We start from the raw sequence: 25,159 nt of genomic DNA, 5'->3' as shown, positions 1-25,159 counted from the left end.
CGAAATAAGGCTGTGCTAACAATTTTTGAAGAATATAAAGACTAAGCCAGTTGATACAAGCAAACTGTGAGGAATAATAAAAGAAAGAAGATTTTTACAGCGAAGAGAATCTGGGTGGCAGCTCTAACCAGCCACACCCCGGCACATGATGTCACCACTACCGTTGCTCCCTTCCGGGCCTGGCGGGGTTCGTAGTTGATCATTGCGAGGGGACCGGAAAGAGCCACCATTGCAGAGGCGCGCATTATGGTGATTTTCTATTAACAATGCAAGTGTACAAACCCCAATGCTATTTTTGCGCGCAATTAGCCAACAAACTGCTCAAACTCTCACAAAAATACGCAAAATTCACACAAATTTGGATGACCCACCGGCGGATCAACAAACATATCTCATCAATACAATACAAATTTTGCACTTAAATCACCGCAGTGCCGCTACGCTATCGAAACAAACGATTGATCATTTGTTATGTGAATCGCGTGTGGGATCAGGTTCGGCCGCTTTTGTGCATTGAACATCTGCTCCGAATCGTCTTCGATCAATACCAACCAAATTACTCAAGATATATTTTTAAGCGCCAGACTGCTAGAATCCGCCCCGAATTTTGACAAGAGATTTTTACAATGCAGTTATTTGTTGATCAGCTCACCAATGTAGATTTTAGTTATCTTGATGAATCTAGAGGTTTAGTGGGCGAAACCTGGCTTGCGAATTTTGCACTTGAAGGTGAGCTTGATCAGCAAAGCATGGTCTGTGACTTTGGCATCGTTAAAAAAACTTTTCGTAAATGGCTCGATGAAACCTTAGACCATAAACTTTTGGTACCCAAACACTCCGCGTCTTTATCGATCACAACATCCAACGGTATCACCCAACTAACATGGCAATCAGTATCTGGTGAGATCACTATGTCTGCGCCCGAAGATGCCATTACTTTGGTGGATGGTGATTGTATTACTCCCGAAACTCTTGCTGCTTGGTGCCAACATCAAGCGTTGCAATTGATGCCCAAAACCGTTCTTGACATCGACGTAAGCTTTGAAACCGAGCACATTCCCGGCTATTTCTACCAATACAGCCACGGCTTAAAAAAACACGACGGCAACTGCCAACGTATTGCCCATGGACACAGATCCACCATTAATATCTGTAAAAATGGTCGCCGGGACTTTGAACTCGAACGAGCTTGGTGTGAGAAGTGGCGCGATATTTATATCGGCACCGAAGAAGATATTATCGATGACATAAACGGTATTTATAAATTCGCCTACGAAGCGCCTCAGGGTAGATTTGAACTTAGCTTACCGAAAAACAATTGTTATATAATCCAAACCGACAGCACGGTAGAGCAAATAGCGCAACATATTGCCCAGGTACTTAAAAGTCAGTTTCCCGAAGATACAATTCAAGTGAAAGCATTTGAGGGAATTGGTAAGGGAGCCCTTGTCTCCCTTTAAAATAATTCGCCAAATTTCCACCAAAACAATTTTTGAATGATAAATTCAGAGCGGCTTTTTAAAGGGTCGCCGAGTTTTTCGAATTAAAATATAGGAAACTCTGATTAACCTAGAGTTTCTCGCGACACAAGGATGTGTCGTCAATTTCAAGAACTGTAAGTGATTGAAATTGTGAAGAAATTGGAAATCACATTTTCAATTTCTGTCCTCTGATTAAATCATGGATGAGTTAATCAGAGGTTCCTATAGGTTGAAATCACACGAATGATGGTTTTTATAAATTGGATGAGAGTAAGTTGCCAACTCACCAAGACCTTGCGACATAGATTGCACCAAACCAAATTGCGAAAATATCTCACCAAACGATAAGCTCCGCGCTTGGTATTAAATTAAAGATTTCTCTGCACCGGCTTTCTTTACGGCACTGTCGTTAAATTATCGCTACGATTTAAGGAAGCACCTTTGTTTGATCCTACCTCAAGCTTAAGCTTTGCGCTTAGCATTACCCTGCCCATATTCATTGTTTTGTTTATTGGAACTTGGCTACGAAAGATTGGATTTATTACCGATGCGTTTGTGGATGTGGGCAGTAAACTGGTTTTTAATGTAACTCTACCGGCGTTGCTATTTGTCAGCATAGTTAATAGCGATATCAATTTCGGCAAAAGTTTAAGCTTGGTGATTTACGGTATTCTTTCAACCATTGTTGTTTATATTTTATTAGAAATTGCCGTCCCGTTTATGTGCAAAGATCGCAGCTCAAGAGGCGTGATGGTACAAGGTGCTTTTCGCGGCAATATGGGCATTATCGGTTTAGCCTATTGTGTAAACGCCTACGGCGACGCCGTGTATTCAACGGCCGCTATTTATATTGCACTGGTTACCATTTTTTATAATATTTTCTCGGTCACGACACTGACGCGATGGTCTAATAAAAACAGCAACAGCAGTAAAATAGCCATGATTAAAAGCGTGCTTTTAGGCGTTGCTAAAAATCCACTGATTATCGCCATTGCCTGTGCACTAATCATTAACCAACTGCACGTACCAATTCCTGAAATTATTCAACAGTCCGGCCAATATTTTGCGCGCATGACTCTACCTTTGGCGTTATTGGTGGCAGGAGCAGGTTTGAGTTTAAAATTTAATGCCGACCTCACCTATGCGGCGATTACAACAACCGCAAAGCTGATTGTTATTCCTGTGGTGGTTACTGCGGTGGCGTGGTTGCTTGACTTTAAAGGTATGGAGTTGGGCGTGATCTTTTTAATGTCTAGCGCACCGAGCGCATCGGCAAGCTTTGTTATGGCGAGATCAATCGGTGGAAACTACACGCTGGCAGCAAATATTATTGTGCTAACAACGGTGCTTTCATTATTTACAACCAGTACCGGTACCGCGTTATTACGTTCGTGGTCACTTATGTAACTTACACATTCGGTTGAGCTTTTAGAATTACGTAAAAACACCTCTATGGTACGTAAACAAGGCATACCTTAAAACAGAAACAAAAAAGACGGGATATTCTCCCGCCTTTTTTACTGGTAACTTATTTAAGTTTACTTTTTGGAAATTTCAACCCAATTAGCATCGCCTTTTTGAATGGACTCGCCACGATCGCGCTGCCAAATTTTATCAGAGGTTGGGTTATTGTTTAGATACAATTTACCATCAACAATGGTCCAGCTGTCTGGACGTGGTGGTGCGGTAAAACCCTTCGCAACAGCAAATGCACAGTAACCACCGTATTGAGGAACGTATTTTTCAGGTTCCAAAATAAATTTGTTACGATTCACTTCATTGGCAAAGTGCCAAGTAACACCGCCCCAATCATAAGTAATGTCATCGGTACCAATAATGGCAGGGTCTCCCGGTTGCAAATCATAGTAAGCAACTACATCGGCACCTTTCAAAGCCCCACGAGTTTTATGCGAATAGAACTTCGACTCCTGCGCATAAGTATTAAAAGCCAACAAAAGAGCCAAAACGGCTACAAATCTAGCCAACATTAGAGCCTCCGCATGTTCATGCAAGAATAATATTTAATTGAAATTCAAAACTGTGCTACTAACAAAAACAGTCATCTGCAACGACAAGAACTGAGTTGTTTAATTCAACAAGAACTAAAGAAAACTCTGACTTATGGCACTAACAACACAAAAATGCGTCGTTTGTTTTAAAATCAACTGTGCAATAAGGTAAGCTTACTTTAGCCCGCGTTAATAACGACATCGGCAGTTGTAGCGTCTGTACCGATATATCATCAATTTTATTTGCGAGATTATGACGAGAAATAATGCACAAAGTTCTTCACATCGAAACGACGTGCTACAACTAAGATCTCTCAAAATATCACACATTTATAACGCTAAAAAATTATATAGCGAGAAATTGTTATTTATTTAAAATGCATATCATCAAACTGAATATCTGTCATAAATACCAGTTATTGAATAAATATTATTGAAATTGTCAGAAAATTAAATTACATCCACTGTTTATAAATCAAAAACTCTATTTTTTACCTAAAAATCACTCGAAAAGAGCAATAAATATTCAAAAAATCTCGGTAAAGAAAGAAACCAGATGAGTTAAGATTAGTTAAAACAGAATTTAATCAAGATTTGTAGAATAAAAAACACGCAAAAATTTAACTTATTAATTTTAAAATTAATACCCACACAATAAATACCGAACCAATATCACCTCTTAAAAGACAAACTTTTGTGATAAACCCTTAAAAGACGCAAGTTTTAAAGGGTTGTATTTAGGTAAAAATTTACAATTAAGAATAAACCCCTGTTAATCGAACGTTTTCTCCGGTGCTTAAAAATTTTCTCCAGCATGTAGAGGTGCCATCAATTTAAAAATTACTAGCACTTGAAATTGGGAGATATTAGAAATCCTCTTACCAATTTCTATTCTCAGCCTAAGAGATAAGCAATTATCCATAACAACATTGAATACACCCTGCAAACGGACTTTATCTGCGTGAACGTTTTTGAAAATTATATTCAACCCATAAAAAAAGCGACCGAAGTCGCTTAAAGGCAATATCCTGGAAATAATTTCAATTCAAAATTACCCGAATCGCTAGTAGGTAATTTCGCTGAAAACTTGGGTAAAAAACACAGAATTTTCGAATTTACGCCCTTGGTATACTTAATTTACTCAGATATTAACAGTAAATACATAGGGTTCGCACAAATCACTGACCATCAAAAACTATCGCCGGGAATACGCACCGAACCTTCCATTAATACACGTGCGCTTCGGCTCATGATGGCTTTAGTTGCAGTCCACTCACCGTTAACAATTTCGGCTTCAGCACCAACACGTAAAGTACCTGACGGATGACCGAAACGAACCGCGTTACGCTCGCCACCGCCAGCGGCCAAATTAACCAAAGTACCCGGTACAGCCGCTGCGGTAGCAATGGCAACCGCGGCAGTGCCCATCATGGCGTGGTGTAATTTACCCATCGACAAAGCGCGTACTAAAAGATCAATTTCGTCGGATTTAATGACTTTACCACTGGATGCCGTGTATTCAGCTGGTTTAGCTACAAATGCAATTTTAGGCGTATGTTGACGAGTTTTGGCTTCTTCAATATCTTTAATTAAACCCATTTTAATGGCGCCGTAAGCTCGCAATTTTTCAAACATGGCTAAGGCTTCTGCGTCATTATTAATGTCGTCTTGCAACTCGGTGCCCTTGTAACCAATGGCTTCGGCATCCACAAAAATGGTAGGAATACCGGAATTAATCATGGTTGCCTTAAAGGTACCAACACCGGGAACCTCAAGATCATCAATTAAATTTCCGGTGGGAAACATAGAGCCTTCGCCGTCGGATGGGTCTAAAAACTCGATTTGAATTTCCGCCGCCGGAAAAGTCACACCGTCTAATTCGAAATCACCGGTTTCTTGAACTTGACCACCGGTCATTGGAATTTTAGCGATAATGGTTTTTTCGATATTCGCCTGCCAAATTTTTACGGTAGCAATACCATCGCTCGGGACCTTATCGGCATCGATCAAACCATTGCTAATGGCAAAAGCACCAACTGCACACGATAGGTTCCCACAGTTACCGCTCCAATCAACAAACGCAGTATCAATAGAAACCTGGCCGAATAAATAATTAACGTCGTGATCTGGTTTGGTACTTTTACTTAGAATCACAATCTTGCTGGTACTCGACGTTGCACCACCCATGCCGTCGATTTGTTTTCCGTACGGATCAGGACTACCAATAACACGCAATAATAACGCATCTCTTTGCGGACCAGGCGTTTGTGCAACTTCGGGTAAATCCGTAAGACTGAAAAACACCCCTTTACTGGTACCACCACGCATGTAGGTTGCGGGGATTTTAATTTGCGGTACGTGAGACATGTTTATTCCTATAAAAACAGTAAGAAAATTTAAACCGTGCGTAAGAATTTTTGCGAACGACAGAAAGCTCTCTATCAACAAGAGCTTTCTGCTCGATTAACTCGCCGAAAAATAAATTACGCGTTTTCCATTTCTAAGAAGTCTTTCGCAAAGCGCTGTAGTACACCACCGGCAGAATAGACATGAACTTCTTCCGCGGTATCTAAACGACAAGTCACAGGTACTTCGGTTACAGAACCGTCTTTGCGATTAATCACTAAAGTTAATTCGGCAAGTGGTGCAAGTTCACCTTTAACGTCGTAGGTTTCAGTACCGTCAATTTCTAAGGTTTTACGAGTTGTACCTTGTTTAAATTCTAACGGTAGAACACCCATACCCACTAGATTGGTTCGATGAATACGCTCAAAACCTTCGGCGGCGATGGCTTCAACACCCGCTAAACGAACACCTTTTGCCGCCCAATCGCGTGAAGAACCTTGTCCGTAATCGGCACCAGCAACAATAATTAACGGTTGCTTGCGCTCCATGTAAGTTTCAATGGCTTCCCACATGCGAACCACTTTACCTTCCGGCTCGATACGCGCAAGAGAACCCTGAATAACCTTGCCGTTTTCATCCAAACACATTTCGTTTAACAGTTTTGGATTCGCCAAGGTTGCACGTTGTGCCGTTAAATGGTCGCCACGGTGCGTTGCGTAGGAGTTAAAGTCTTCCTCAGGCAGACCCATTTTCGCCAAGTATTCACCGGCGGCACTGTTTGCCAAAATAGCGTTCGAAGGCGACAAGTGATCGGTGGTGATGTTGTCTGGCAGTACCGCTAAAGGACGCATACCTTTTAATGTACGCTCACCGGCAAGAGCACCTTCCCAATACGGAGGACGACGAATGTAAGTACTTTGTGGGCGCCAATCGTACAATGGGCTTTCGGCTTCCTCTACCGCACCCAAGTCAAACATGGGAATGTACACTTGATTAAATTGTTCTGGTTTAACCGAACTCGCCACAATCGCATCGATTTCTTCGTCGCTTGGCCACAAATCTTTTAGGGTAATTTCTTTGCCATCAACCACCGCGAGTACATCTTTTTCGATATCAAAGCGCACGGTACCGGCAATTGCATAGGCAACTACTAACGGAGGTGATGCAAGGAATGCTTGTTTGGCATAAGGATGAATACGACCATCAAAGTTACGGTTACCCGACAACACCGCCGTTGCGTATAAATCGCGATCGATAATTTCTTGTTGAATCACCGGATCAAGCGCACCACTCATACCGTTACAGGTGGTACATGCATAGGCGACAATACCAAAACCGAGTTTTTCAAGCTCAGGCAATAAACCCGATTCTTCTAAATACAATCTCGCAACTTTAGAACCCGGCGCAAACGAAGATTTAACCCAAGGCTTACGAACCAAGCCAAGTTCGTTGGCTTTTTTCGCCACCAAACCTGCGGCTACAACGTTGCGTGGGTTACTGGTATTGGTGCACGAAGTAATTGCCGCAATAATAACGGCGCCGTCTGGTAATTTACCGTCGGCTTCTTCGGCTTTGGCTGCGTCTAAATTCACCGCAATGCCACGCTCAGCCAACGCGCTGGTTGGAAGACGACGATGTGGATTTGATGGACCCGCCATGTTGCGCACAACGGTTGATAAATCGAACTCTAAAACACGTTCGTATTCAGCTTCGACCAAATCATCCGCCCACAAGCCGGTGGTTTTCGCGTAGTTTTCAACAAGAGCAACCTGCTCGGCATCACGTCCGGTTAATTTTAAATAATCGATGGTTTGTTCATCGATATAAAATAAACCCGCAGACGCACCAAACTCAGGAGTCATATTCGAAATGGTTGCGCGGTCGCCAATGGTTAAGCTTTTTGCACCGTCACCGAAGAATTCTAAATACGCAGAAACAACACGCTCTTGACGTAAAAATTCGGTAATTGCCAAAACGATATCGGTTGCCGTAATACCAGGATTACGCTTACCAATTAATTTAACCCCAATAATGTCTGGAAGGCGCATCATTGATGGACGACCCAGCATTACGGTTTCGGCTTCTAGACCACCTACACCAATGGCAATTACGCCCAAGGCATCAACGTGTGGCGTGTGCGAATCGGTACCCACACAGGTATCAGGATAAGCAACGCCGTCACGGGCTTGAATAACCGGTGACATTTTTTCTAGGTTAATTTGATGCATAATGCCGTTACCGGCAGGAATCACATCAACATTTTTAAATGCCGTTTTGGTCCACTCAATAAAATGGAAGCGATCTTCGTTACGACGATCTTCTACCGCACGGTTTTTCTCAAACGCTTCCGGATCAAAACCACCAAATTCTACGGCCAGTGAATGGTCCACAATTAATTGTGTTGGTACCACAGGGTTTACTTTTGCAGGATCACCGCCCTGCTCGGCAATAGCATCACGAAGACCGGCCAAATCCACCAACGCGGTTTGACCTAAAATATCGTGACAAACAACACGCGCTGGATACCACGGAAAATCTAAATCGCGCTTGCGACCAATAATTTGTTTTAAAGAATCAGTAAGGCTTTCTGGATCGCATTTACGAACCAATTGCTCAGCCAAAACACGCGAAGTATACGGTAATGTTTTATAAGAACCCGGCTCAATGGCCTCAATGGCTGCACGTGTATCGTAAAAATCGAGATTGCTGCCTGGTAATGATTTTCTAAATTCTGTGTTCATTTGAAATAAATCTCTGCAAACGTTTCAGGCTAATGGTCTTAGAAAAATATAGGAAACTCTGATTAACCTAGAGTTTCTCGCGACACAAGGATGTGTCGCCAATTTCAAGAACTGTAAGTGATTGAAATTGTGAAGAAATTGGAAATCACATTTTCAATTTCTGCCCTCTGATTAAATCATAGATGAGTTAATCAGAGGTTCCTATAGTAGAGAGAAACTCTAATAACGCGTTATTTACCGATTTTATTGATACATGTAATTCTTTAATTTACAGCTAACTACAACTAATTGCGTGGAATACTGGCAAACCACTCTTACTTTTAGTATCTGCGTAAAAATAAAATCCATAAACAGTAAAACCAAAAAGTGGCTCACTAGAGCCACTTCGATTTTTTATTAACGCTCGGTGATTGGAACCACTTTACGTGATCCAGGACCAATGTATTCGGCATTTGGACGAATAATTCGGTTATCGGCACGTTGTTCAAATACGTGTGCAGACCAACCTGTAGTACGAGACATTACGAAAATCGGGGTAAATAATTTGGTTGGAATACCCATGTAGTAGTAAGTAGACGCATGGAAGAAATCGGCGTTACAGAATAATTTCTTTTCTCGCCACATAACTTCTTCACAACGCAAAGACACTTGATACAAAGTATCGTCAGTTGCGTCTTCAGAAAGTTTTTTTGACCATTCTTTAATAACGGTATTACGTGGATCGGACTCGGTATAAACCGCATGACCAAAGCCCATGATTTTTTCTTTGCGCTCAAGTTTACCAAGAATTTCTTTTTCAGCTTCTTCCGCTGATTTCCAATTCTCGATCATATCCATCGCAGCTTCGTTAGCACCACCGTGCAGCGGGCCACGCAAACTACCAATCGCGCCGGTAATACAGCTGTGGTAATCAGAAAGCGTTGACGCACAAACACGAGCGGTAAAAGTAGACGCGTTAAATTCATGCTCTGCGTAAAGAATTAACGACACGTGCATGACTTTTTCGTGCAATTCGCTGGGTGCTGTACCGTGTAATAAATGCAAGAAGTGACCACCAATGGATTTTGCACCGGTATTTAAATCAACACGAACGCCATCGTGACTGTAGCGGTACCAGTAACAAATAATGCTGGGTAATGCCGCCAATAAACGATCTGCGTGTTCTTGTTGTTCAGCAAAGCTTGCTTCGGTTTCTAAGTTGCCCAACATAGAAACGCCGGTACGTAACACATCCATTGGATGAGCGCTGGCAGGAATTCGCTCTAGCACTTCTTTTAATGCCGTAGGCAGCTCACGTTTATCAGCAAGCTTAGCTTTGTAAGCTTCTAACTGATCGGCGTTAGGTAATTCGCCGTTAAATAACAAATAAGCAACTTCTTCAAATTCACAATTTTCGGCAAGGTCTTCAACTTCGTAACCGTAGTAAGTTAAACCCGTGTGGCCCAATGCAGCAACCGTACAAATTGCGGTTTTACCGGCAACCTGTCCGCGCAAACCTGCGCCTTCTAATTTCTTCTGTGCCATGATACAAAAAACTCCGTTACGTTTACTCTTCAGACTTATCGGACTGATTTATTTATTTTTCGCGAATAATTCATCAAGCTTTTCTTCGTAAGCGTGATAACCGAGATAATCGTAAAGCTCCATGCGAGTTTGCATATTATCGATCTGCGCTTTTTGATCGCCGTCAGTCAATAGAGATCTATAAACGGCTTCGGCAGCTTTATTCATTGCACGGAATGCAGATAATGGATAAAGCACCATGTCGGCGCCCCACTCGGCCAATTCTGAGCAGTTATATAAAGGGGTTTTACCAAATTCGGTAATGTTCGCCAAAATAGGCACATCTAGCGCTTCGCGGAAGGCTTGGTAATGTTCTTTTTGATTAATGGCTTCTGCGAAAATACCATCGGCGCCGGCTTCAACGTAGGCTTGTGCGCGCTCAATAGCAGACTCTAAACCTTCTGCTGCGAAAGCATCGGTACGGGCCATAATAAAAAAGCTATCGTCAAATTTAGCGTCGGTAGCGGCTTTAATACGATCACACATTTCTTCTTTAGAAACGCATTCTTTGTTAGGACGATGACCACAACGTTTTTGCGCAACCTGATCTTCAATATGCACGGCCGCGGCGCCACTGCGAATCATATCTTTTACGGTTTTAGAAATATTAAATGCACCACCCCAACCGGTATCAATATCCACCAACAAAGGCAAATTAGTAGCAGCAGTAATGCGGCGCACATCTTCTAAAACATCGTTTAAAGATGTCATACCCAAATCTGGTAAACCGTAAGAAGCATTGGCAATACCACCGCCGGACAAATAAATAGCCTGATGGCCAATACGCTCAGCCATTAATGCAGCATAGGCGTTAATCGTACCGACAATTTGCAACGGCTTGTTGTTCGCGAGCGCTTCGCGAAAACGTGTACCTGGTGTTTTCATCTTAATACTCTCAACTATTTAATAATTGCTGTTCTATGTTTTCACGCGCACGCACAATGTGTTTACGCATAATTAATTCAGCCAATTGCTCATCGCGTTGCTCTAATGCGAGTACCAAATGCTGATGTTCTTTAAATGCTTGTAAAGATCGTGAAGGCTGAAGACTGGATTTGTAGCGATACATTCTTACCAAGTAATACAGCTCTTCACATAAAGTATGAATTAGCATCTGATTATTACTGGCTTGAATGACTCGATAATGAAAATCGATATCGGCGTCTGCCTGAATATAAGCACCGCCGGTTGCGGCCATGTGCTCTTCGGCAATTTTCAATAATCGCTTTAAATTCTCTATGCCTTCATCGGTAATATTTTTCGCCGCCAATGCAGCGGCCTTACCTTCGAGCGCTTCACGAATGTGATAAATCTCAATAACCTGTGGTAAATCCAAAGTAATAACTCTGGCACCACCGTGCGGAACGTACTTCACCAGCTTCATGCTTTCGAGCCTGCGCATGGCTTCGCGAAGCGGCCCACGGCTGATGTTGTATTCCTTAGAAAGCTTAGGCTCACTCAATTTACTGCCCGGTGCTAAATCACCACAGACAATGGCATCTCTAAGTGTGCGAGTGATATTGCTCGCTAAGGTGTTTTCGGTTGTAGCGTTTTCAGATTCGGACATATACAGGTCTCACATCGCAGGCGAGCCATCCGTAAACTGGCCTATCCAGAAAAGCGTTTCTAGGGATAAAACCAGTGACCTCGGCTCAAAATCGTAGACATATTAGATGACGCTATATTAACGCACATAAAAATTGTCAACAATTTTTGCGAAACTCATCTTGATGGGGTCTTAATTTAATCCAACACTCGTTTTTTGTCTACACTTTTACAATATTACCCTGTAAAAAATTCTAAACCACAAAAGATCACCTAAAGATTGTCGACAATATGATATCTAAGCGATCACCTCAGTAAAGAATAATCAGAGACCGAATACAGAACACTGAAACCAACTGGCAGAATCTGCCGTTCATGAAAAATGAGCTGAAAAACACTGAAAGCGGAGATTGATGCGTAGAGATCGGGTAGCGACACTTAAGAACAACAGATGAAAAGCCGAAAACGGCAAGGCAAAACGAGGGCTAAAGACGGGAGTAACAGGTCACTCATGGCCAAATAAAGAACACAACCACAAGAATGTCTAGGACTTCTGATTAATTCATCCATGACATAATCGGACAGCAAAAATTGAGCACGTAATCTCTAATTTCCTGACAATTTCAATCACTTACGATTCTTGAAATTGGCAACACATCCTTGTGTCGCAAGAAACTCTGAGTTAATCGGAGTTTTCGAATAAAGCAGATTTTTTTGTTGATCGCCAAACAGAAATTAGGCAGCTTTTTTACGCTTAAACAACTTAGAAACCAAAGCGCCAACGCCAACAACAATAAATACACCGAATTTTTTCAAGAACACCAAAATAATCGCGAACAAACCCGCTTTTGCTGCAAGTTTACCCGCCACCAAGGCGCCCAAACCATAGGCAGCCACCTCATCAAGATCTGGATCAAAGTCTTGATAACGCGAACCTTGGTTAAATTCGGCCACCGATAAAACCGAGTCAATCTGCGAATCAATCACATCTTTTTGCGCCATGCTAGCAATAAAACTCAACACCAAAACCCCTTTTCGGCCCAACACGCGAATGTCGTAGTTCAGGGTATTAACATCTTGATCGCCAAATTTGATTTCTTTCGCCCAGTGTAAAATGTGTGCGCTTTGATCGTAGTAAGGCTCAGACGCCCAACCCACCAAACTGATCGGCTCATAGCCTTGCTTAACTCGCTCGGCACTGGCATCACGCATTTCACTCTTCATTTGCGAGAGTAAATCAGAGTAATCAATGTCTTCTGCGCCTTCATCCGACACATAACCGTCTTCGGTGTATTCAACGGTCACCGCCCAAGCATCGTCATCAAACGGAGTGAGATCGGCCGGAAAAAGCATGCCTAAGGTTCCGGTGCCAGCACCAGGCACATTACCCCAAAGGTTGACCAAAACAGTTTCAGAATCTTGCGGCGAGAAATAAACAAACTCATCAGGCACATGCAACGTTGCAATTCCATCCGCCAAAGTAATGTCACCGGTTTGTGGCGTTACCGAATCCCAAGCCTGGGTCATTTCGGCAATAAGCTGTTCTTCTTCAGGCGTTAAAGATTCTTGAGCGTTGGCAGCCATTCCTAGGCCCGTCAACACAATTAAAAAAGATGTAATAATAAATTTCATAATAAATATTCCCTAGGTGTAAACCCGGAAGAATACTCATCAGCACATTGGCATTCAATAAAAACTCTGCCACTAAACAAATATTTTTGATCTAACTGGCGCGATTAGATAATTGACAACAAAAAACACCACTTAAGATTTTAAAAATAAACTTAAGTATTATAACTTTTTAACTTCTAAAAAACTCTCAAGCCAAAAAAGTGCTCGGAATTTAGCATTTTAAAACTCAATCCATTAGCTCAAGCTTTTATTAACACATACCCCAAATAGCCTGAGAATTGAATAGCATAAACACCTAATTTAAACGATTCGTATATCGCGAAACCAACCATTGCACTGAGTAAAAAATTACCACCCCCAAAAGCCCGCTATAAAGACAAAACTTATGAAGTGCTGCCACGGAAATAAAACCCAAAAACGGATTTCTCAACACAAAGGGATAAAAAGGCTGTAAATCAGAATGCATAACCGCATCAATTAAAACGTGACTAATACAACCGATAAAGGCGCTCAAAAACGCAACCCACCAAGAAATACAAATGGTCCTACCATTACGACCTTTAAGATCTAATATTTTTAAACCGAATTCCGATAGGTACTTACCGGTTAGCGCAGAAAATACAGCCAACAACACACAACCCACAAACGTATGCGAAAAACCATGCAAATGACCATGACCAACAATCAGCACCCAAAGCGGCTGAACATCCATAATAATTTGCGACCAGCCAAAAACCATTAAACTAAAGCTACCTTGCAACAGTGCTTTAATAAAAATTCCAGGCCCCATATGAAACGGCGTAAAAGGCATATTAAAAACCAATACAATTATTGAGCAATTAAAAACTCAACCACTCTAAACAAGCTTAAAAAACCCAATAAAAAGTCGAGCGTAAGAATCACTAAAAACGCGAATACACATACAACGCAACCAAACCTAAAAACATCAACATTATTGGTGCTAGCGCAATATAAAACCACGTTTTTTATTAAAGGAACCTCTGATTAACTCATCCATGATTTAATCAGAGGTTCCAAAATAATAACATCACAATAAATGTATAAGAATTTAAGTTTTGTAATCAAAAAAGGAACAAACTGAGAATGAGCAAACAATATTTGCATGTCACTGAGAATGGAAAAACTAATTTTTCTTACAAAATTATCGATTTTATTTGAGGAAACTCTGATTACCCTAGCGATTTTCGCAACACAAGGACGTGTCGCCAATTTCAAGAACTGTAATTGATTAAAATTGTGAAAAATCGGGAATCACATTTTCAACGTCTGCCCTCTGATTAAATCATGGCTGAGTTAACCAGAGGCGCCTATAAGAGTTATCAAGTTAAAACATTAAACGCTGTGGTTAATTAAATTGACTTTAATATACAGATAATGCACAGAAGTTTATTCCTTAAAACTGGCTAAGAATTTACTAACACCCGGAGTAAAAGTTCGATTGATTGGCATATTTATCCCAGGGCCCAATATAATTCCATAATAGGTAACCTTCCATTTACCTTCATGACGAACACATATTAACTGATACAAATACGAGAGCCCTGCCCTTGGATTTTCTTCTACGATGGTTTGTCCATAGGGAATTTTCATATATTGATTTGGCTCTATTCTACATAACTGCCTGCCTTGAGGTTGTTTAAGATCACCTAGATACCGATTGTCTGCATCATGATAAAAAATTAAATTGTTACCACTGCGGTTAACCTGGAGCGCACAACCATTCATACCACCTGTTGTTACAATGGTACCATTTGGTTGATTTATAGGCACAGAGACTTCGCCCACACCTCGGTTAACCCAAGGAAAAAAGTAATCGCTACCACCATTTTCAACGGCTAAACGATAAACACCATTTTGCTTTGTTAAATTAAGTGTTGCAGCACCACCAACCTCACACCGATTAGTACCTTCAGGTGTCGTTCTAAAACCTCTAACATCCACAAAAAAGTCGTTTTGTTTGCAAATTGGTTCTGGATTATCACGTAAATTCTGTAAGATCGTCATTGTTATTTCCTTATTAGCTATGCATAACGTCCCGTTAAAGTTCTAACTAAACAACAAAGGAATTACGGATAACGTTATCATTATTAGTAATAAATGTAGTCTCTATTAAATGACCAAGCAAAATAAAAACAGAGAACTCTACAACTTGAGATCAAGGCTCAGCAGGGTGATTTAAAATTTAGCACAAATGAAAAATAACCGAGATACCTTAGCAAACAACTGGATGAACTTTTTGAAATAAAACAATGAGACTGTTAGTGGCTATAGAAATAAGATTTATAAAAAGCAAGATTTTACAACGCTCAAGCATTCCTAAAAGAGAATTATGGGTTATTTTCGAAAATTTTAAATAACTCACCAAACTGCACAATAATAAATTTTGTAAATTCAAATAAGAGAATAACGTTTCAAGTAATCTAAAATAAGTTTTTGTTGATTTTTTGTAAATCTAGACAACTCCACATTCACACTCGACTTTACACTTTTTACGCTTAAATTTTTTGGCAAAAAAACCTGAAAACTTACAGCTTACAATTTCAGAAATAGATAACAATATAAAATCGGAATAAGTTACCAGCTCTATACTCTCATCCGTTAAAATCAGACTATAGGAACCTCTGATTAACTCATTCATGATTTAATCAGAGGACAGAAATTGAAAATGCGATTTCCAATTTCTTCACAATTTCAATCACTTACAGTTCTTGAAATTGGCGACACTTCCTTGTGTCGCGAGAAACTCTAGGTTAATCAGAGTTTCCTATAATCAACGACCTTGGATGAACCGCAATTTAGTATTAAAAGCCATAAAGTACCAACCAAAGGCAACATTGCCAGAATTAATGCGTTAATTAACATCAATTCGCGAAACTGAATAACACCTAAGAAGACCAACGAAATGGTAAAAGCGAAATAAACCAAAACAGACAGCAGCCCCCGAGTTAATCGATATAAAAATCCTTGCCATCGGTTTTGAACTATCTTCACAAAACTATTCGACCTAATGTACAAAATAAATAAACAATGTACAAAAACATAAATACCATAGACTATGATTACCGAACACAACTCAGATGTTATTCAGCACCGATTTCTAATCACCTACACTCATTAACATAAACTGTGCATTTTCACCGTAACATTCGCTCACTTCCTGGTTAACGCTCATAAACTCTTGTTTTAGCCAAAATTCTGTTGAACCTTGCACAGCTACCAACATAATTTGCTGATATCCGTTTAACTTTGCGATTTTTGTAAGATGTGTTATTAGCTTTTTACCAATACCTTTCCCCGTTGAATTTTTATGCACGGCCAAATCATGGACAAAAAGTGTGGAGCCTTTGCAGTTTTCAGGCAAGGGTTTGAATAATTTCGGTGGCATTTCTTGATTCCAAGAATGAGCAAGTAAATAACCCATTAACATGCCTTCTTCGTATAAAACCAAACAACTCTCTGGCGATGTTAGCCATTTACTTTTTAATACATCTAAACTTTCAGGCGCAACTTGCAAATAGACACCCTGCTGCAACTCAAGTATGTCCGCCCAATTGGATTCGGTTATTGCTGTAATCGACATTTTTCCTCTAAACCACCATTCTTCACTAGCACTTATTAATTTTCATTAAATTTATTAAATACGATAATACATAATTTCAATTACTAATAGCAATCACAACAAACCCTCATCAACCAATATTGTTAGCTACCCAGGGTATGTCGCCTATCTCAAGAATGGTAAGCCTTTAACAAAGCAATATAATTAGAGATTGTATTTTTAGCCTCTGCCTTCTGATTAAATGACGAAGGTGACAGTAAAAGATTTCTATACAGTTACAATTCCGTTTAAGCCACTCAATTGTGACGCGCACATCATTTCTGACTCGATATTATTTTTTTAACATTACTTGTCAACGCACCTTAATTTAACTCGTTTCTTCATTTACCAACACGGAATTTATTTGAGCCTGCAATTAAATAAGGTTAATTAAAATCGCTTAAAAATAGAAGGGAGATGCGTGAACATAGGAAATTCTAATTAGTCTAGAGTTTCTAAGCACACAAGGATGTACCGTCAGTTTCCAGAACGGCAAATGATTGAAATAGTGAAAACAATTGGAAGTTGCAGCGTTAATTCTTTCCCTCTGATTAAATTATGAAATAGGTTAATCAGAGGTACCATAGCAGTTTATTACTTGACCAAAGTTAATCTACGGCCAAATTTTTCGTTGGGTGACTAAATTCCTTTTTATTTTTTTGTAATTTTCGATGTAAATAACATGGAGCTTTCTGATGTCAGAAGAATTATCGAATATAAACAGCAATTCTACTTCTCGTCGTGATTTTTTAAAAATAAGTACTTCCGCGGTTGCCGCCGCTGGAGTCGCGGGCACTATTGGCGGTGTTAGTTCAGCTCATGCAGATGATTTTTATGTGGACGATTTTGACGCATCTACAGAATCTGGCAGCCGTCGTATGGATGCGTTAGCTATTCGCGTTAATGCCGCAGAAACAGAATCTAATTTCACTGTAAGTTTAGGCCCACAGTTAGATAACGATGACGAAGCGCGATACAAAGATCAGCGTTATTACGCCAGTTACAGCAAGTCGTTGCCGTGTAATTCTTTAGGGGAAGTAAATCCGGGCGAGTTTAAAAAATTGCAGTTAGCCATGCAAACCGGTGCGCAAGAAGACTTTAACGCAATTGTGTTAGCAACGGATGCAAGACCCTTAACGTCGCCGCAGGCAGCATTTAAATACATTTTAGCCGGTCGTGATAGTCACGCCACTCGAATTAATTCGGCTCACGCCTTTAGAAGCCCTGAAATTGCGGTTGAAATGGGTGAGGTGTACTGGCAAGCCGTATTACGTGATGTGCCGTTTATGGATTATGGGAATCGGCCTATTGTTCAAAGCGCGGTTAATGATTTGAACAGTTTCACCGCACGGCCTAGTCAAAAACCCGTTACCGTGGGTAATTTATTCCGTGGTGAAACTGCTGGTGATTTAAAAGGTCCGTACGTTAGCCAATTATTGTTGCTACCCTTTAGCTACGGTTCTGTGGATGTGGAGCAACGCTATGAAGTAGGCACGGCCAATGTTGACTTTATGTTAACCGAAGGCAATTGGCTCGCGGTACAACGTGGCCGCGTAAACGAAACCGCAACGTTTGAAACTCAGAAAAAATTCATTTATAACGCTCGCTCGATGGCTGAATACGTGCATCGTGATATTACCTTCTCGGCCTATATTCAAGCGGCGTTAATTATGATGCAGTTTGGTCAAGATGCCCTTGACTCTGGATTTCCCTACGGCAATACAATTTTTAATCAACAAGGTTTTACAACCTTTGGTGCTCCATTTATTTTGGATTTGGTCGCTCGTGCTGGCAATTTAGGTTTAGCAACCGCATGGTTCCATAAATGGCGAGTAAATCGCTTTTTAAGACCAGAAGCTTACGCAGGTCGTGTGCATTTTCATGTTACTGGGCAAGCCAATTACGAATTGCACGACGACATTTTAAATTCAAATGTGCTCTCGATACTGTTCAACCAAAACGGCACTTATTTCTGCCCTCAAGCTTTCCCCGAAGGTTCACCAACCCACCCTTCATTCCCAGCTGGCCATGCCTGCTATTCAGGTGCGTGTGCAACCGTATTAAAAGCCTTGTTTAATGAAGATTTTCTGTTCCCTCGAATCATGCAATCTGCCGACGGTTTAACGCTAAATGATGTTTCCAGTCAGTTTTCTGAAGGTGTTACGTTTGGCGGTGAAATTAACAAATTGGCCAATAATATTGCACTTGGTCGTGACGGTGCAGGTGTTCATTATCGCCAAGATGGCATTCAAGGTTTATACGCTGGTGAACAAGTAGCAATTGCGTTATTACAGCAAGAAGCCACAACAGTGAATGAAGATTTTCCAGGATTTAGTTTAACAACTTTTAAAGGTCATAAAATCACCATCAAAAAAGATGGAGTGTTTAATGACGATAACACTGAATACAACCCTATTTATTTGGATTAATGTATTAATCTTTAAAAAAAGGAAACCCCGCTAAACGGGGTTTTTAGAATAAAAAAACCGGCTGATGAACAGCCGGAACAAGGTGCTTGTATTTTTTGAATCGATGGAATTACAGGTCGATTCCGAATATGGTTGGTGCAAGAGTAATAATCGCAATATAAATAATGAAGATACTGACTAGGTTTATCCAAAGACCTGCTTTCATCATGTCTTTAATACGCAAACCTTCGTAGGAGAAAACAATAGCATTTGGCGGAGTAGCCACCGGCATCATAAATGCCATTGATGCTGCCAACGCAGCAGGAATTGCCAATGCTAATGGGCTGTATCCTAGGCCGACAGAAACCGCACCAAGAATCGGTAAGAAGGTTGCTGTGGTTGCGGTGTTAGAGGTAATTTCGGTTAGGAATACGATGGTGATAATGGTTACCAAAATAATCATCGAAATTTCTAACGAATCGAGTGAACCCACAAATTCACCAATAGACATTGCAAGACCGGTGCTCTTAAACGCTGCCGCCAGTGCTAAACCACCACCGAATAATAACAATACGCCCCAAGGCACACCTTTGGCGGCATCCCAGTCAACCGTGAATTGATTGCGTTCAATAGATGCAGGAATCACAAACAAAATACTTGCCGCAAATAATGCAATTGATGTGTCGCTTATATTCAGCCCAGTAAGGCTAATGATAAATTTACGGAAGATCCAAGCAACCACGGTAAAACCAAACACAATTAAGACGATTAATTCACCACGACCGATTTTGCCCATTGCGTTTAATTCGTTAACCACCAGTTGATCGGCACCTTCTAAATCGAGATGACCAACAGGGAAAACCAATTTACACAAAATAAACCAAACAATCGGTAATAAAATTACGGCTACGGGTACACCTATCATCATCCAAGTAGCAAAATCGATGCTTATACCGTAGCTGTCTTGTAAGAAGCTCGCCAATAAGGTGTTTGGTGGTGTACCGATAAGCGTTGCAACTCCACCAATTGACGCGCTGTAAGCGATACCTAACATTAAGGCGATACCAAAGCGACGTACCTGCGCAGGGTCTTTGCCTTTTGAGGCAATGAAATCAATTAATGAAATACCTACGGTAAACATCATTAAGGTTGTTGCTGTGTTGGAGATCCACATCGATAAAAATGCGGTGGACAACATAAAACCTGCAATAATGCTGCTGCCCGAAGTACCCGCAAATTTTACCACCGTCAATGCAATACGCTTATGAAGTCCCCAACGCTGCATGGCGGCGGCAATTAAAAACCCGCCCAAAAATAAATAAATTAATGGATTGCTGTAGCTGGCTGCGACAGTTTTTTGATCGCCAATTCCTAATATCGGCATAAATACAATGGGCAATAACGCCGTTACAGGAACAGGGGCGGCCTCGGTCATCCACCAGATTACCATCCAAGTAGTGAGCGCAACCAATTTCCAAGCGCCCGGAGATAAACCTTCTGGTGCAGGAATAAACGTTAAGATTAAACATACCAAAGGCCCGGCGACAATACTGAATAATCGCAACTTTGACATGGGGGTAGTTGGTGTTGTAACGCTCTCCGACGAGGTATTTGATTCAGCTTGTGCTGTCATAACATCGACTCTCTTTCATTTATGTGCTCTAAATGCATTATTGCTTTTATAGACGAGCACGTTTTTATTATCAGAACGGCTTAAAAATTCTGTCGCCGAGACTTTTGGGTTAATTGTGGGAAAATCTTGTACGATTCGCCTGCGGTTTCTATATGGCAAGAGCAATGCCAATGCTTTTTTTTGATATAACCTTTTGAATTATAATAACTTTTATATTTAATTGAAAAATTAAACAAGGAATTTAAAAAAAAGTAGAGGGGATAAAACCACCCATTTAAATTAACCAATGGGTGGGATGATTACCAACCTAACATTGTGGTAATCATCAATATAAAAACGAGGTTTGAAAGTGCCTATTTACCGCACAAAAGCAACACTACTTTAGTCTAGGCATCTTTAAATTGGCTTTTATCGAGATTGTATTTGCGCATTTTTTCGTACAAGGTTTTTCGGGCAACACCCAAATTATCTTGCACAACTTTTAAACGGCCTTCGCAACGCGTTAGCTCATCGCGAATAATACTTTCTTCAAACCGACTTACTTGCTCGGCGAGCGTTAACGGTGCTCGCGGTCGTTCCGGGCTGGATTCGTCGAATGCCCTAGCCTCACCCAATAAAACAAAACAATTTGCAAGATTACGCAATTCGCGCACACCACCCGGCCAATCGTGGCGCAATAACCACTGACGTTTTTCGGCAGACAGTAAAGGTACCTCAACCTTGTAGTTATTGCCCGCCACCTGAGTGAAATGTTCAAACAATAACGACACATCTTCGATTCGATCGCGCAACGGCGGAATACGCACCTGCAACACATTAAGTCGATAATATAAATCGGCCCTAAATTCGCCTTTATCGCTTAATTCTTTTAAATCCGTTTTTGTTGCAGCTACAACCCGCACATCAACAGGAATGAGTTTATTACTGCCCAGTGGTTGAATAGCTCGCTCTTCTAATACGCGCAGTAATTTAATTTGCAACGATAGCGGCATGCTCTCGATTTCATCGAGTAAAACGGTACCTCCGTTGGCGTATTCAAATTTACCAATGCGTTTACCTTTTGCATCGGTAAAGGCACCGGCTTCGTGACCGAATAATTCACTCTCGATGATCGATTCCGGTAAAGCCCCGCAATTAATGGCTACAAAGGGTTTTTCATGACGAACACTTTGATAATGCAAATAGCGCGAAATTAACTCTTTACCACAACCCGTTTCACCCTCAATTAATACATCGGCAGGCAAATCTTTAATGTCATGAAGCAAACCGCGCAGGCGTTTCATGACAGGCGTATTGCCAACAATTCGAATGCCTGCCGAAGGTTGCGTTTCTAATTCACGCTTTAATTCTAGGTTTTCTAGGGTTAAACGACGTTTTTCTAACGCTCTATCAAGTCGCGTTAACATGGCGTCGCTGGAAAAAGGTTTTTCCAAAAAATCGTAAGCCCCTAAATGCATAGCTTCAACGGCAATGGCAACATTACCCTTGCCGGTTAAAACAATAACGGGAATATTGCTGTCGATTTTCGATATTTCCGACAACAGCTGTAGGCCGTCCATTAACGGCATATCGATATCGGTGATAACAACACCATCAAACCCAGGCTCGACCAAATCCAAGGCTAACTTGCCATTAGCCGCGGTTTGCACTTCGTAATCTTCAAGCTCAAGGGTTTGAGATAATGCTTTTAACACCTGTGGTTCGTCGTCAACCAACAAAACTTTTTTTGAAAAAAAATTCATTCCGGTAAAATTACTCGCGTGATCAGTGATTTTGTTTGGTATGTATAGGCAAAGATATGACCAACCTTAAACCACCCTGCTCTATTAAGTCAGCTTTTATGCTGCCGCCTTGACTTTCAACAATTCTTTTGGCAATTGCCAATCCTAAACCCAGACCGCTATCACGGGTAGTAAAAAATGGCTCAAACAGATTTTCTAAAATATTAGCATCTACTCCCGGACCATTATCGCAGACCTCAAGCCACAGGTATCCGTCTGATTCGTAATTACTTAAAGAAATTTTTGGGCTTTCGGTAGCGTTTAAGGCATGTACTGCATTGCTGACTAGATTAACAATAACCTGCTCAATTAGAACAGGTTCGCAAAATACCAAGCTATCGGTAGTTTGGTTGATTAATTTAACGGATTTTTTTTCAAGTTCTGGTCGCACAATACTTAATGCCGCAGAGATAATTTCTGATAGACCACAAGGTCGCGATTCGGGCTGTGAGCGTCTGGCAAAGATTCGAAACTGCTGAACAATTTTTACCATTGAATCGGTTACTGAAACAATATCGCGCAAAGTTTCTTCCAAAAGCCGGGTTTTTTTCAGTTCCATCATTCGTAAACTGTTGTTGGCGTAACTACGTAACGCCTGTAACGGTTGCGTTAATTCGTGATGTAAACCTGCGGAAAACTCCCCTAACACGGCTAATTTAGCGGTTTGCACCAATTCTGCTTGGGCCTGTTGCAGCGCTTTATGGGCGTGTTCTTGTTCTATGGCAGATTCTTGCAGCTGTTGGTTGCGCACCTGTAAATCTTGCGTCAGCTCATTCACTTGGTTTTCAAGTCGTCGATTCATATCTTGCAAATGAACGCGCAATTCCCGCTTTTTATCCAAATACAACCAATACATATGTAACAATAAAAATAAAACCGTATAAGTAAATAAATACCACACAATGGATAAATATCGATTGGCAAAGGGTACCAACGTGGCCACATTTAAGTCCCAGTTTGGCATAAATGTTTGATTAATTTGCCAATGTTTTTTTACCTCGCCGGAACCTAAAAATATTTCGTTAACAGTGTTCAAATCGTTAGAGGTTGTTTTTGCCACCACCTTTAGCTCGTTCGGACCGTAACGTTGCGTGTCATTTAATGCGCGTAATTTCTCAACGCTGTGGTCAAGCAGCGATTTATACAACCAATCCGATCGAGAACTGAAAAAGACTATGCCATCGCGATCGAACACTAAAAATTCGATGCCCGATTTTTGCCAAATTTCCTCAATGTGATTCAGCGAAATTTTAATGACTATAACCCCAATCGATTTTCCATTATGCGTTACCGAAGAAGAGAAAAAATATCCGCGTTTACCCGAACGTATACCCAATGCCAAATAATGCCCGGCGCCGGTATTTATAGCTTCACGATAATAGGGACGAAAAGAATAATCGTCACTAATAAAACTGTCTGGCTGCTTATGATTACTCGATGCGACCGTAACTCCCTGATCGTCGAGCAAATAGATAACATCACTCCCCAACTCATTATTGAGTCGTTCAAATTCTAAGTTGATTGCTGAAATATTTGCCTCGGTAGGATTAATTAATACCGATAAAACCGATCCCGACTGTTTGAGTAAAGAAGGAACAAACTGATAATAGGTTAGCGATGAACTTAAAGTATCTTCAACCAAAGACCGTTCACGTTGAAGTTGTTCATCAAGCTGTTTTCCGCTTATAAAATAGCCAAAAAAACACACAATGGTAAAACCCATCACATAGGTTACGGCGCTAAGATTTCGTAATCGTTGATAGGAAATTAAATTAAACACTGTCATTTACGTCTATTATCGCTATTTCGCGAAAGCAAAAAATTGAAAATATAATTTCTAATTTCATCATGATTTCACTAAGTTATCGTTATTGCATCGCAGCATGTTTTTTATGACTTATGTCTAATAGCTAAAAACACGTATTAAATCGGCGTTTGTCTGTATAGGAAACTCTGATTAACCTAGAGTTTCTCCCGACACAAGGATGTGTCGCCAATTTCAAGAACTGTAAGTGATTGAAATTGTGAAGAAATTGGAAATCACATTGTCAATTTCTGTCCTCTGATTAAATCAAGGATGAGTTAATCAGAGGTTCCTATAGGTTCTAACACATCTGTAATCGCCGATCATCAATATATCTTTTTACTTGGTAATACAACAAAGATTAAAAGATACCAAATTCACCCACTTTTATCGAAATCGGTGGATTTCCACCCATTTTTCATTCTCTAGTCTTTGGCGAATCTACACATTTCCGTAACTTTAGCCAAAATTTCACATTGGTATGCTTCTCGCTCAGTGTCGCCAGCGTTACATCTAATTGATTTAATTATGAACGATTGTACGCCACATCGAAATAGCATGTGAAATACGAACATAACAATAACAGGCAATTGGACC

Annotated in this window: 16 protein-coding genes and 1 other RNA gene; 3 read left to right on the top strand and 14 right to left on the bottom strand. The window is 40.7% G+C overall.

Annotated features, from left to right (window positions below; genetic code table 11):
• Positions 1-122: 122 nt before the first annotated feature.
• Positions 123-219, bottom strand: an RNA gene (ffs, locus tag ACYQ28_RS12175) — signal recognition particle sRNA small type.
• A 407-nt stretch (positions 220-626) separates the two neighbouring features.
• On the opposite strand from ffs, the gene ACYQ28_RS12170 reads away from it, so the two are divergent.
• The gene (locus tag ACYQ28_RS12170; RefSeq protein ID WP_460050591.1) at positions 627-1,460 is read left to right on the top strand and encodes a 6-carboxytetrahydropterin synthase; all 834 of its coding nucleotides are present in this window, start codon (positions 627-629) and stop codon (positions 1,458-1,460) included.
• Between the two features lie 462 nt (positions 1,461-1,922).
• Positions 1,923-2,888, top strand: coding sequence for an AEC family transporter (locus ACYQ28_RS12165; protein ID WP_460050589.1), 966 nt, complete (start codon positions 1,923-1,925; stop codon positions 2,886-2,888).
• 131 nt (positions 2,889-3,019) lie between these two features.
• Here the strand turns inward: ACYQ28_RS12165 and ACYQ28_RS12160 are convergent, their stop codons facing one another.
• From ACYQ28_RS12160 to ACYQ28_RS12115, 10 genes are all read right to left on the bottom strand, one after another.
• A complete protein-coding gene (locus tag ACYQ28_RS12160; protein ID WP_460050587.1) occupies positions 3,020-3,469 on the bottom strand; it encodes a YHS domain-containing (seleno)protein in 450 nt (149 codons plus the stop codon).
• Positions 3,470-4,678: 1,209 nt separating this feature from the next.
• On the bottom strand, positions 4,679-5,857 hold the full coding sequence (gene prpF, locus ACYQ28_RS12155; protein WP_460050585.1) for a 2-methylaconitate cis-trans isomerase PrpF: 1,179 nt from the start codon (positions 5,855-5,857) through the stop codon (positions 4,679-4,681).
• Positions 5,858-5,973: 116 nt separating this feature from the next.
• On the bottom strand, positions 5,974-8,577 hold the full coding sequence (gene acnD / locus ACYQ28_RS12150) for a Fe/S-dependent 2-methylisocitrate dehydratase AcnD (protein ID WP_460050583.1): 2,604 nt from the start codon (positions 8,575-8,577) through the stop codon (positions 5,974-5,976).
• A 396-nt stretch (positions 8,578-8,973) separates the two neighbouring features.
• Positions 8,974-10,101 (bottom strand): bifunctional 2-methylcitrate synthase/citrate synthase, encoded by a 1,128-nt coding sequence (gene prpC / locus ACYQ28_RS12145; RefSeq protein WP_460050581.1) that lies wholly within the window; start codon positions 10,099-10,101, stop codon positions 8,974-8,976.
• Positions 10,102-10,149: 48 nt separating this feature from the next.
• Entirely contained in the window at positions 10,150-11,025 is an 876-nt protein-coding gene (prpB, locus tag ACYQ28_RS12140; protein WP_460050579.1) for a methylisocitrate lyase, read from the bottom strand.
• 10 nt (positions 11,026-11,035) lie between these two features.
• On the bottom strand, positions 11,036-11,707 hold the full coding sequence (locus tag ACYQ28_RS12135; protein WP_460050577.1) for a GntR family transcriptional regulator: 672 nt from the start codon (positions 11,705-11,707) through the stop codon (positions 11,036-11,038).
• Between the two features lie 713 nt (positions 11,708-12,420).
• Positions 12,421-13,317, bottom strand: coding sequence for a DUF2167 domain-containing protein (locus ACYQ28_RS12130; RefSeq protein WP_460050575.1), 897 nt, complete (start codon positions 13,315-13,317; stop codon positions 12,421-12,423).
• A gap of 295 nt (positions 13,318-13,612) precedes the next feature.
• On the bottom strand, positions 13,613-14,128 hold the full coding sequence (locus ACYQ28_RS12125; protein WP_460050573.1) for a metal-dependent hydrolase: 516 nt from the start codon (positions 14,126-14,128) through the stop codon (positions 13,613-13,615).
• Between the two features lie 596 nt (positions 14,129-14,724).
• Entirely contained in the window at positions 14,725-15,342 is a 618-nt protein-coding gene (locus tag ACYQ28_RS12120; RefSeq protein WP_460050571.1) for a hypothetical protein, read from the bottom strand.
• Between the two features lie 1,093 nt (positions 15,343-16,435).
• The gene (locus ACYQ28_RS12115; protein ID WP_460050569.1) at positions 16,436-16,918 is read right to left on the bottom strand and encodes a GNAT family N-acetyltransferase; all 483 of its coding nucleotides are present in this window, start codon (positions 16,916-16,918) and stop codon (positions 16,436-16,438) included.
• 713 nt (positions 16,919-17,631) lie between these two features.
• Here ACYQ28_RS12115 and ACYQ28_RS12110 point away from each other — a divergent pair.
• A complete protein-coding gene (locus ACYQ28_RS12110; protein ID WP_460050567.1) occupies positions 17,632-19,365 on the top strand; it encodes a vanadium-dependent haloperoxidase in 1,734 nt (577 codons plus the stop codon).
• A 109-nt stretch (positions 19,366-19,474) separates the two neighbouring features.
• Here ACYQ28_RS12110 and ACYQ28_RS12105 read toward each other — a convergent pair whose 3' ends face one another.
• From ACYQ28_RS12105 to ACYQ28_RS12095, 3 genes are all read right to left on the bottom strand, one after another.
• On the bottom strand, positions 19,475-20,977 hold the full coding sequence (locus ACYQ28_RS12105) for an SLC13 family permease (RefSeq protein ID WP_460050565.1): 1,503 nt from the start codon (positions 20,975-20,977) through the stop codon (positions 19,475-19,477).
• A 386-nt stretch (positions 20,978-21,363) separates the two neighbouring features.
• Positions 21,364-22,719, bottom strand: coding sequence for a sigma-54-dependent transcriptional regulator (locus tag ACYQ28_RS12100; RefSeq protein WP_460050563.1), 1,356 nt, complete (start codon positions 22,717-22,719; stop codon positions 21,364-21,366).
• A 22-nt stretch (positions 22,720-22,741) separates the two neighbouring features.
• Positions 22,742-24,544, bottom strand: a complete 1,803-nt coding sequence (locus ACYQ28_RS12095; protein WP_460050562.1) for a sensor histidine kinase — start codon at positions 24,542-24,544, stop codon at positions 22,742-22,744.
• Between the last annotated feature and the right edge of the window lie 615 nt (positions 24,545-25,159).

This window comes from Sessilibacter sp. MAH1, from assembly GCF_054658315.1.
The sequence above is the reverse complement of the archived record's forward strand: the minus strand, read 5'-3'. Positions and strand labels throughout refer to the sequence as shown.